Annotated in this window: 7 protein-coding genes and 1 pseudogene; 3 read left to right on the forward strand and 5 right to left on the reverse strand. The window is 71.1% G+C overall.

What is annotated here, in order from left to right:
• The first annotated feature begins 83 nt into the window (after nucleotides 1–83).
• Genes OO014_RS12090 through OO014_RS12100 form a run of 3 tightly spaced genes read left to right on the forward strand, consistent with a single transcriptional unit; the run spans nucleotide 84 to nucleotide 3,172 of the window.
• Complete coding sequence (locus OO014_RS12090; protein ID WP_272462571.1) at nucleotides 84–1,151, forward strand: ferredoxin reductase; 1,068 nt, start codon at nucleotides 84–86, stop codon at nucleotides 1,149–1,151.
• Nucleotides 1,152–1,170: 19 nt separating this feature from the next.
• Entirely contained in the window at nucleotides 1,171–2,475 is a 1,305-nt protein-coding gene (locus OO014_RS12095) for a fatty acid desaturase family protein (RefSeq protein WP_272462572.1), read from the forward strand.
• On the forward strand, nucleotides 2,465–3,172 hold the full coding sequence (locus OO014_RS12100; RefSeq protein WP_272462573.1) for an HAD family hydrolase: 708 nt from the start codon (nucleotides 2,465–2,467) through the stop codon (nucleotides 3,170–3,172). The genes OO014_RS12095 and OO014_RS12100 overlap by 11 nt, the downstream gene beginning before the upstream one ends.
• 91 nt (nucleotides 3,173–3,263) lie before the next feature.
• On the opposite strand, the gene OO014_RS12105 is transcribed toward OO014_RS12100, so the two are convergent.
• The 5 genes and pseudogenes from OO014_RS12105 to OO014_RS12125 all read right to left on the reverse strand — a co-directional run.
• Nucleotides 3,264–4,055, reverse strand: coding sequence for a S1 family peptidase (locus OO014_RS12105; RefSeq protein ID WP_272462574.1), 792 nt, complete (start codon nucleotides 4,053–4,055; stop codon nucleotides 3,264–3,266).
• A gap of 118 nt (nucleotides 4,056–4,173) precedes the next feature.
• The gene (locus OO014_RS12110) at nucleotides 4,174–5,202 is read right to left on the reverse strand and encodes a dihydroorotate dehydrogenase-like protein (protein ID WP_272462575.1); all 1,029 of its coding nucleotides are present in this window, start codon (nucleotides 5,200–5,202) and stop codon (nucleotides 4,174–4,176) included.
• Nucleotides 5,202–8,816, reverse strand: a complete 3,615-nt coding sequence (gene nifJ / locus OO014_RS12115; protein ID WP_272462576.1) for a pyruvate:ferredoxin (flavodoxin) oxidoreductase — start codon at nucleotides 8,814–8,816, stop codon at nucleotides 5,202–5,204. The genes OO014_RS12110 and nifJ overlap by 1 nt, the downstream gene beginning before the upstream one ends.
• A gap of 1 nt (nucleotide 8,817) precedes the next feature.
• Entirely contained in the window at nucleotides 8,818–10,509 is a 1,692-nt protein-coding gene (locus OO014_RS12120; RefSeq protein WP_272462577.1) for an NAD(P)-binding protein, read from the reverse strand.
• Nucleotides 10,510–10,637: 128 nt separating this feature from the next.
• Nucleotides 10,638–11,001 (reverse strand): annotated as a pseudogene (locus OO014_RS12125) (MFS transporter); the annotation flags it as partial.

The raw sequence follows: 11,001 nt of genomic DNA on the forward strand, positions 1-11,001 counted from the left end.
TGTCGTGGCACGATAATTTCTGAGCCCAAAGAGTACCTGCTGACCCAAGACTCCGCGCCCCTTCGCGACGGACACTGGACCGTATGCCCCCGTTCCGTGCCCTGCGACGCGCCGCTTCGGTGCTCACGACGCCCCTCGCGCCCGAGGACTTCCTCGGCCTCGTGAACCCCCTCGCGTCGACGCGGCAGCTGCGCGGCATCGTCACCAAGGTCGTCCCGGAGACCGCCGACTCGGCGACGATCCACTTCCGCCCGGGCAAGGGGTGGAACCCGCACGAGGCCGGTCAGTGGGCGCGCATCGGCGTCGAGATCGACGGCGTCCGGCAGTGGCGCAGCTACTCGCTGTCCGCCCCGGCCGGCGCTGACCCGGCCATCACGGTCACGGCCATCGGCCACGTCTCCACCGCGCTCGTGCGGCGGACCAAGCCGGGCGACGTGCTCTTCCTCGACGTCCCGCAGGGTGACTTCGTCCTGCCCCAGCACCCGCGCCCCCTCCTCATGCTCACCGCCGGCAGCGGACTGACGCCGGTGATGTCGATGATCCGGACCCTGGTCCCCCGGCGCCCGGATGCCGACGTCGTGCTCATCCACTCCGCGCGCACGCGCGCCGACGCGCTCTTCCACGACGAGCTGCTCGAGCTGTCCGACCAGTTCCCCGGCCTCACGGTCACGCACTGGTTCACCCGCGAGCAGGAGGGCCGCCGCCTCGACCTCACCGACTTCGGCGACCTCGAGACGCTGTGCCCCGACTGGCGCGAGCGGGCCTCCTACGCGTGCGGCCCGGCCGACTTCCTCGACGAGGCGACCGCCCTCTGGGAGGCCACCGACGCCAGCCCCGAAGGCAGCCTCACGATCGAGCGCTTCGCCCGGGCCCTGCTCGCCGGCACCGGCGGCGAGGGCGGCCTCGTGACGTTCGAGAAGTCGGACAAGGAGATCGAGGTCGACGGCGACACCCCGCTCCTCGAGGCGGGTGAGCAGTGCGGCGTCGTCATGCCGAGCGGCTGCCGCATGGGCATCTGCCGCAGCTGCCTGACGCCTCTGGTCGCCGGTCGGGTAAGGGACCTGCGCACCGGCGAGGTGCACGGTGACGAGGGAGAGCTCATCCAGACCTGCATCAACGCCGCTGCCGGACCCGTCCACCTGGACATCTGAAGAAGAGGTAACACCCACCATGACGACGACGGCGAACCGCCCGACCGAGACGACCGACCCGACGACGCGGGTGACCCCGACCTCTCCGGCCGGCGCACCCGCCCCCGCCGAGCCGACCCAGCCGGTGCGACGCAAGCCGGTCCTCGCCGCAGCGGGCGGCCCTTCCGTGCGACCCCCGGCGGCAGCGCACCTGAGCGACGAGGACGTGGAGCGGCTCGGCGCCGAGCTCGACGCGATCCGTGACCGGGTGATGGCTTCCCGCGGGGCCAAGGACGCCGCCTACATCCGCCGGGTCATCAAGATCCAGCGCACCCTCGAGCTGGCCGGGCGCGCGACCCTCCTCTTCTCCCGCAAGCGTGCGGCGTTCGTCGCCGGCACGGCCATGCTCTCGGTCGCCAAGATCCTCGAGAACATGGAGATCGGCCACAACGTCCTGCACGGTCAGTGGGACTGGATGCGCGACCCGGACATCCACAGCACGACGTGGGAGTGGGACTTCGTCAGCCCCGCCCGCACGTGGAAGCACACGCACAACGACCTGCACCACACGTGGACCAACGTCGTCGGCAAGGACAAGGACGTCGGCTACGAGCTGCTGCGCATGGACGAGTCGCAGCCGTGGACGCCCAAGGCCCTGGGCAACCCGCTCTACAACCTCGTCCTCGCGCCGTTCTTCGAGTGGGGCATCGCCCTCTACGACCTCGAGCTGCCCGCCTGGCAGGCCGGCGAGAAGTCGACCGAGGACCTCAAGCGCGACCTGCTCGACACGGGCCGCAAGGCCCTCAAGCAGTTCTCCAAGGACTACGCGGCCACTCCCGGCGCGGCGGCCCTCTTCGGCTCGGGCAAGCAGGCGTTCTGGGGCACGTTCACCGCCAACGCAATCCGCAACCTCTGGGCCCACTCCGTCATCTTCTGCGGGCACTTCCCGGACGGGGTCGACACCTTCACCGAGGAGATGATCGAGGGCGAGACCCGCGGCGACTGGTACATCCGCCAGATGCTCGGCTCCGGCAACATCTCCGGGTCCAGGCTCATGCACCTGATGACGGGCAACCTCAGCCACCAGATCGAGCACCATCTCTTCCCCGACCTGCCGAGCAACCACTACGCGGAGGTCGCGGTCGAGGTCCGCGAGATCTGCGAGCGCTACGGCCTGCCCTACACGACCGGCCCGCTGCCCCGACAGGTCTTCCAGGCCTGGGCCAAGGTGTGCCGCCTCGCGCTCCCGCCACGGGCCGAGCGCCTGCCCAAGGGGTCCGTCAACCAGGCGCCGCCGACGGTCCGGCGCTCCTCCCCACTGCCGATGGTCGCCCATGGCGGCTGAGGCAGGCGCGGGACCGCGCAACCAGCGCGTCGCGGCCTTCTTCGACCTCGACCGGACGCTCATCCGTGGCTCCGCGAACTACCCGCTGGCCGTCGCGGCCTTCCGCCGCGGGCACGTGCCGTGGCGCGACCTCGTCGCGGACACCATCAACGCGATCTCCTTCCACCGCAAGGGCTCGACGGACTCCCAGTCGGCCGCGTTGCGTGAGCGGATCCTCGGCGCCGTCGCCGGCACGAAGCAGTCGGACATCATCCACCTGACCGACGAGATCGTGCCGGGCATCGTCCGGCGCCTGATCCCGCAGTCGGCGGCGCTGCTCGCCGAGGCGAAGGCTGCCGCCATGGACCGCATCGTCGTGTCCGCCTCACCGATCGAGCTCGTGGGTCGCATCGCCACAGCCCTCGGGCTGGAGGGTGCCGTGGCGACGCGCAGCGAGCTCGACCATGACGGCCGCTACACCGGTCGGCTCATGGGCGAGTTCTGCTACAACCACGGCAAGGTGATCGAGATCGAGAAGCTCGCGGCCGAGCGCGGCTACGACCTCGAAGCAAGCGCCGCCTACAGCGACTCGATCAGCGACCTGCCGATGCTCGAGCGGGTCGGCACCGCCGTCGCCGTCAACCCGGACCGTGAGCTGCGGGAGCTCGCGCGCGAACGCGGTTGGCGCATCGTCGAGGTCGGCCGCAAGCGCCACTGAGCCTGAGAGCGCGAGCGAGCCCAGCGGCATACGGAAGATGTCGTATGCCGCTGGGCTCGCCTGCTGCCCGACGTGCCGTCGGGCGGGTGGCTCAGTCGAGGAAGCTGTTGACCCAGTCGAGGACGTAGTCGCGGTCGACGCGCATGACGCCGCCCGTGCCGCCACAGGTCGAGTTGAGCCCGAAGGACGTGACGCCCGCGATGACGTTGCTGGTGCCGAGGAAGTTCGGGCCGCCGGAGTCACCGAAGCAGGTGCCGCCGGTGTTGGTGTTGTTGGACAGCAGCAGCGACTGGTCGCCGGTGAAGCCGGTGTTGATCTGGAGCAGGTGCGGGTTGGCGACCATGCGGATGCGCTCGGCCTGGGTCTTCCAGCCCGCCGCGCTCGGGAAGGACTGCTGGAGGCCGTAGCCGACCGAGGTGAACGTCGTGGAGCGGCGCACCTTCAGCGCGTCGAGCTGGTCCTGAGTCGGGAGGACGCCGTACTGCGCCATCTCGACCGGCTCGTCGAGGACGACGACGCCCACGTCACGGACGTAGAAGGCGTTGGGGTCGTAGTCGGGGTGGGTGTAAGGAGTGCCGCTGGCATCGCCGGTGTTGGGGTAGCCGTTCTCCGGGATACCCGACTGCACATCGGCGTCGAACCAGATCTCGACGTGCTCGGCGGGCGCCTCGGTGCAGTGGCCCGCGGTGAGGTAGACCGTCGGGGAGATGAGGGTGCCGCTGCACCGCCAGAGGGGGGTGCCGTCCGCCTTCTGGGCGACCATGAGGCCCACGTAGGGGTGCCCGTCGCCGTCCAGGGTGCCGTCGGTGACAGCCGTCGCCGGGAGCGAGACGCCCGCGATGAGCGCGATGCTCGCGACGAGCGCCGTGATGAGTCTGCGCATGTCCTGCCCTTCACTACCGGGGTCGGCCCGTGCCGACCCCACGACGCAGCCACGCTAACCCGCGCGCGACCGGGGCGGAAGGGTTGATGCTCAGTCCCCTCGGAGGGCCGGGACGCGCCTACCGGATGCCGAGCGACGAGTAGGTGTCGCGGCCGCGCTGCAGGGCCGCGACGTAGCCGGCCCGCTCGTAGGCCGTGGCGTCGGTGCCGGCGGGCACGGCGAGCCGCCCACGCACCTCGTCGAGAGACGTGATCTCCTTGCGGGCCAACCACTCCTCGAGGCCCCGCACCAGGGCACCGGCGTGCTGGACCCCGTGCCGCAGCAGGGCCGAGGCCGTCATGACGACGTCGGCTCCGGCGAGCAGGTAGGCGGCGACGTCCTCGGCCCGCTCGACGCCGGTGGTCGCGGCCAGTGACGCGCGCACCTGGCCGTGGAGGATGGCGATCCACGAGCGCGGCAGACGCGCCTCTTCCGGCCGGGACAGGACGACGCCCGGCTCGACGACCATCCGCTCCGCGTCGACATCAGGGTGCAGGAAACGGTTGAAGAGAACGAGCCCGTCGGCACCGGCCTCGTCGAGACGCAGGGCCATCTCGCCCGGCGAGCTGAAGTGCGGGCTGAGCTTGACCGCGACGGGGACGGTGACGTTCGCCTTCACCTCGCGCAGGATCTCGACGTGCCGGTCCTCGACGAGCCGGCCCGGGGTGTGCGGGTCGCCCGGGACGAAGTAGACGTTGAGCTCGATGGCCGCGGCACCTGCGTCCTGCATGGACCGGGCCAGGCCCGTCCAGCCGCCCTCGGTGCTGCCGTTGAGGCTGGCGATGACGGGCACGTCGACGGTGCCGGCCGCCCGCTCGATGAGCCGCAGGTAGCGCAGCACCGCGGTCGGCTCCTGCTGCATGGGCCGCGCGGACGTCGGCAGGTAGGACATCGCCTCACCAAAGGCGTGCTCGTGCATCTCGACGATGGCCAGGTCGCGCAGCTCCTCGCGGTTGACCTCCTCCTCGAAGAGCGAGTAGAGCACGATCGCCCCGACGCCGGAGTCCGCGAGCGCCACGACGCGGTCGAGCGTCACCGACAGGGGCGACGCGGACGCGACGAGTGGGTTGCGCAGCGTCAGGCCGAGGTAGCGGGTCGTCAGGTCCATCAGCTCCTCCTCGGGTCGGACGCGAAGCGCGCCGGACCGCGCGTGGCCATCTCCTCGTAGGTCGCCCACCGCTGGTCGACGGCCTCCTGGGCCAGGACGAGCAGCCGGTCCGCCTCGTCCGGGTCGGAGCTGCGCAGCATGCGGTAGCGCAGCTCCTTGTAGATGTAGTCCTCGAGCGCGATCCGCGGGCGCGGCGAGTCGAGCTGGAACGGGTTGCCGCCCTTGGCGCGGACCGTGGGGTCGTAGCGCAGCAGTGGCCAGTGACCGCTGGCGACGGCGCGGTACTGCTGGTCGAGGCCGTCCTTCATCTCGATCCCGTGGGCGATGCAGTGGCTGTAGGCGATGATGAGCGACGGGCCGTCGTAGGCCTCCGCCTCCCGGAACGCCGTGAGCGTCTGCTGCGGGTCGGCGCCCATCGCGACTCTCGCGACGTAGACGTTGCCGTAGGAGATCGCTTGCAGCGCAAGGTCCTTCTTGCCGACAGCCTTGCCGCCCGCAGCGAACTTGGCGACGGCGCCGACGGGTGTCGCCTTGGACGACTGGCCGCCGGTGTTGGAGTAGACCTCGGTGTCGAGGACGAGGACGTTGACGTCCCGGCCGCTCGCGAGGACGTGGTCCAGGCCGCCCGAGCCGATGTCGTAGGCCCAGCCGTCACCGCCGACGATCCAGACACTGCGGCGCAGCAGGTGGTCCGACACGCTGCGCAGGTCGTCGACCACCGGGCCGTCGAGTTCGGCGAGGCGACGGTTCAGCTCGGCGACCCGCTCCCGCTGGGCCGTCAGCTGCGACTCGCGAATCTGTGGTGCCTCGAGGATCGCGTCGGCGAGCTCGGCGCCGACTTCGGTGCGCAGCTGGGCGAGGCGCTCGCGGGCCAGCTTGGTGTGCAGGTCCGCGGCGAGCCGCAGGCCGAGGCCGAACTCGGCGTTGTCCTCGAAGAGCGAGTTGGACCAGGCCGGTCCGCGACCCGCTGCGTTCTTGCTCCACGGGGTCGTCGGTAGGTTGCCGCCGTAGATCGAGGAGCAGCCGGTCGCGTTGGCCACCGTGGCTCGCTCGCCGAAGAGCTGCGAGAGGAGCTTGAGGTAGGGGGTCTCGCCACAGCCCGAGCAGGCGCCCGAGAACTCGAAGAGCGGCTGGAGGAACTGAGTCCCGCGGACCGTGCCGAAGTCGACCCGAGCGCGGTCGTTCTGCGGGAGCGACTCGAAGAAGGCGATGTTGGCCAGCTCCGCCTCGACGACCGGCTCGAGCGGCTCGAGGTTGATCGCCTTGCGAGCCGTGTCGATCGGGGTCTCGAGCGTCGTGACCGGGCACGCCTCGACGCAGAGGCCGCACCCGGTGCAGTCCTCGACATACACCTGGAGCGTGTAGCGCGAGCCCGGGAGGCCGGCGGCGTTGAGGGGCGCCGACGGGAAGGGGCCGGGGGCGTCGACGAGCACCTCGGGGTCGTAGTACTTGGACCGGATGACGCTGTGCGGGCAGACGAAGGCGCAGTTGCCGCACTGGATGCAGCTCTCCGGGTCCCACTGGGCGACCACGTCGGAGATCCGGCGCTTCTCGTAGGCCGTGGTCCCGCTCGGGTAGGTGCCGTCGAGGGGCATGGCGCTGACCGGCAGCTCGTCGCCGCGGCCCGCCATCATCGCGGCCGTCACGGTCCGGACGAACTCCGGGGCGTGCTCCGGCACGACGGGCGGCATGGCGCGGCCCGCTGGGTCCGGCGCTTCGGGGACGGGGACCTCGTGCAGCGCGGCCACGGCACTGTCGACCGCAGCCTCGTTGCGCCGGACGATCTCACTGCCACGCCGGCCGTAGGTCTTGTGGATGGCCGCCTTGACGGCGGCGAGCGCCGCGTCCCTGGGGAGCACGCCGGAGATGGCGAAGAAGCACGTCTGCAGGACCGTGTTGGTCCGGCCGCGCAGGCCGGCGGCCTCTGCCACGGCGTCGGCGTCGATGGCCCACAGCTGGAGGCCCTTCTGGATGACCTCCTCCTGGACGGGGCGTGGCAGGCCCGCCCAGACCTGCTCGGGCGTGCCCGCGGCGTTGAGCAGCACGCGAGCGCCCGGCCGGGCGACGGACAGGACGTCGACCTTGTCGAGCAGGCCGAGGTGGTGGACGCCGACGAACCCGGCCTGGCGGATCAGGTAGGGCGCGCGGATCGGGTGCGGCCCGAACCGCAGGTGCGACACGGTCTGGCCGCCGGACTTCTTCGAGTCGTAGACGAAGTACGCCTGGGCGTGCATGTCCGGGTCGGCGCCGAGGATCTTGATGGTGTTCTTGTTGGCGCCGACCGTGCCGTCGGAGCCGATGCCGAAGAACACGGCCCGGAGGGTCTCGGGCTCCTCGATGTCGAGGTCCTCGTCATAGGGCAGGCTCGTCCCGGAGACGTCGTCGGTGATGCCGATCGTGAATCGGAGGCGCGGCGCCGGCGCGGCGAGCTCGGCGAAGATGCCGGTCACCATGCCGGGGGTGAACTCCTTGGAGGACAGCCCGTATCGGCCACCGATGACCTGCGGAAGGTCGGCGAGCCGGCCTGCGTGGTGGGCCTCGGTGAGGGCCGTGACGACGTCGAGGAAGAGTGGCTCGCCGTTGGAGCCGGGCTCCTTGGTCCGGTCGAGGACCGCGATCCGGCGGACAGTCCGCGGGAGGGCGTTGATGAGCTCCTCGGCCGGGAACGGGCGGTAGAGCCGCAGGCGCAGCACCCCGACCCGCTCGCCCCGCTCGCGCAGGTGCCGGACCGTCTCGGCGACCGTCTGCCCGCCCGAGCCCATGATGACGATGACGCGCTCGGCGGCGGGGTCGCCGTCGTACTCGACGACGGAGTACTGCCGGCCCGTGTGGACCGCGAGCCGGTCCATCGCGTGCTGCACGATGCCCGGAACGCGCACGTAGAAGGGGTTGACCGTCTCTCGGGCCTGGAAGTAGACGTCGGGGTTCTGGGCGGTGCCGCGCACGAACGGCCGCTCGGGGCTCAGGGCCCGCAGCCGGTGGGCCCGGACCAGCTCCTCCGGGACGAGGTCGCGCAGGACGGCGTCGTCGAGGCGCTCGATGGTGTTGAGCTCGTGAGACGTCCGGAAGCCGTCGAAGAAGTGGACGAACGGCACCCGGCTCTCGAGGGTCGCGGCCTGCGCGACGAGCGCGAGGTCATGCGCTTCCTGGACGGAGCCGGACGAGAGGAGGGCGAACCCGGTCTGCCGGACGGCCATCACGTCGGAGTGGTCCCCGAAGATCGACAGTGCCTGGGCAGCAATGGATCTCGCGGCCACATGGAAGACCGTGGAGGTCAGCTCGCCGGCGATCTTGTACATGTTGGGGATCATCAGGAGCAGGCCCTGGGACGCCGTGAAGGTCGTGCCCATCGCCCCACCCTGGAGGGCCCCGTGCATGGCACCGGCGGCGCCGCCCTCGCTCTGCATCTCGACCACGGTCGGGACCGTGCCCCAGACGTTGGGCCGGTGGTGGGAGGCCCACTCGTCGGCCAGCTCGGCCATGGCCGAGGAGGGGGTGATCGGGTAGATGGCGCAGAGCTCGTTGAGGCGGAAGGCGACGTCGACGGCGGCCTCGTTGCCGTCCACCGTGACCGTCTGCACCGCTGCTTCCCTGCTGATGGCTGTGGCGACCACGTCAGCCCCTTCCCACCGTGTCGGTGGCCTGAACAGGAATGGGTCCGGTCTCGAACTGGGACTCGGAGACCATCTCGATGGCGTGCACGGGGCACTGGCGGTAGCAGGTGCCGCACCCGGTGCACTTGGCGTAGTTGAACTCGTAGCGCTGGCCCTTGCCGAGCTTGATGATGGCGTCCTCCGGGCAGGACCCGAAGCAGCCGTCACACTCGAAGCAGTTGCCGCAGGACAGGCAGCGCCCGGCCTCGAAGCCGGCCTCCTGCTCGGACAGCCCGGCGACGACCTCCTCGAAGGCGGCGATCCGCTGCTCGGGGTCGAGCTCGGGCTGCTGCCTGCGGTCGTGGTCGCCGAAGTACCAGAGGTTGAGGCGGTCGGCGTGGATGATGTCGTGCTTGGGCGGCGTCGTGAACTCGATGGACCGGAGCCACGCGTCGATGCTGCGAGCGGCCCGCTTGCCGTGGCCGACGCCGATCGTCACGGTGCGCTGGCTCGGCACCGCATCGCCACCGGCGAACACGCCCGGCGCCCCGGTCATCAGGGTGGACGGCGTCACCTGCACGACGTCGCCGTCGAACTCCACCCCGGGGAGGCCGCGCAGGAACGCGGTGTCGCTCTCCTGGCCCAGCGCGAGGATGACGGTGTCGGCGGCGAGCGTCTCGTAGACGCCGGTGCCGCGCGGGCGGCCGTTCTCGTCGAGCTCCTGGACCTCCACGGTGAGCTGGTGCTCGCCCATGTCCTTGATCGTGCGCAACCAGTTGATCCGGATGCCCTCCTCCTCCGCGTCCGCAGCCTCCTCCTCGTGGGCCGGCATCTGCTCGCGGGTCCGGCGGTAGACGATGACGGACTCGTCGGCGCCGAGGCGTCGGGCGACGCGGGCCGCATCCATGGCCGTGTTGCCGCCGCCATAGACCGCGACGGTCCCGCTGAGCGGCTGCTGCTCGCCCGTCTCGACACCGCGCAGGAAGCTCACCGCGTCCAGGACCCGGCCTGCGTCCATGTTGGGGATGTCGACCCGCTTGGACAGGTGCGCGCCGACCGCGACGAAGACCGCCTCGAAGCCGCCGTCAGCCCGCTCGGCCTCGAGGTCGGTGACGACGTGGTCCTGCTCGAAGGTGACGCCAAGGGTGACGAGGCGCTCGATCTCCGCGTCGAGGACGTGCCGCGGCAGCCGGTAGGCCGGGATGCCGTAGCGCATCATCCCGCCGGGGGCGGCGCCGCTGTCACGGACGGTGACCTCGTGGCCGAGCCGGGCCAGGTGATAGGCCGCCGACAGGCCGCTCGGACCGGACCCGATGACGAGCACCCGGCGCCCCGTGCGCGTGGCCGGGGGCTCGAACTGCCAGCCGCGCTCCAGGGCGAGATCCCCGAGGAAGCGCTCGACCGCGTGGATGGACACGGCACCGTCGAGCTCCACACGGTTGCAAGCGGTTTCACACGGGTGGTAGCAGACCCGGCCGTGGATGGCGGGGAAGGGATTGTCGAGCGTCAGCTGCCGCCACGCCGCCTCATGCTCCCCCGCCTTCACGTGGGCGAGCCAGGCCTGGATGTTCTCCCCGGCCGGACACCCGGCATTGCATGGCGGCAAGAGGTCCAGATAGAGGGGCCGCTTCGAGCGGACGGGCCCTGATCGGAGTCGACCCAGGCCCAGGGGCGCAAGGGGGGTGAGGTCTCGTTGTTGGTCGGACACGCGCATCTCCAAGGTCCGTTCCCGGACGGTTCGCGCCCCGGGACGACGGGTACTACCTGCTGTAGTACTACCGTACTCCCGACCTCTCGCCGGCGGGCCGGGTCCCCCCGTCACCTTGGTCACGCCCGATGCGCTCAGGCAGCACTCGAGCGGGTCACCATCAAGAGGCCGATCGTGGCGACGAAGGCAACCGCCGCCGCCGGCACCGGCAGGGCTCCCACGCCGGTGTGACCGACGACGACGCTCGCCCCTGCCGCGCCGACGGCGATGCCACCGTTGAAGACGACCGGGATCAGGGCGGACGCGAGGTCGCGATGCACGGTCCCGGCCCGTCGCAGGATCTCGGTCTGGGCGAGCGGGGGCAGGGCGCCCGTGGCGACCCCGAGGCCGACGAGCGTCACCAGCCCGAGCACCCCGTGGGACGCGGTGACCAGACCGAGCAGTCCCACGGCAGTGGCCCCTGAAGCGACCACGAGAGCAGCGCCGGGCCGCGCGGCC

This window comes from Intrasporangium calvum (assembly GCF_028446585.1).
GTDB lineage: Bacteria > Actinomycetota > Actinomycetes > Actinomycetales > Dermatophilaceae > Intrasporangium > Intrasporangium calvum_A.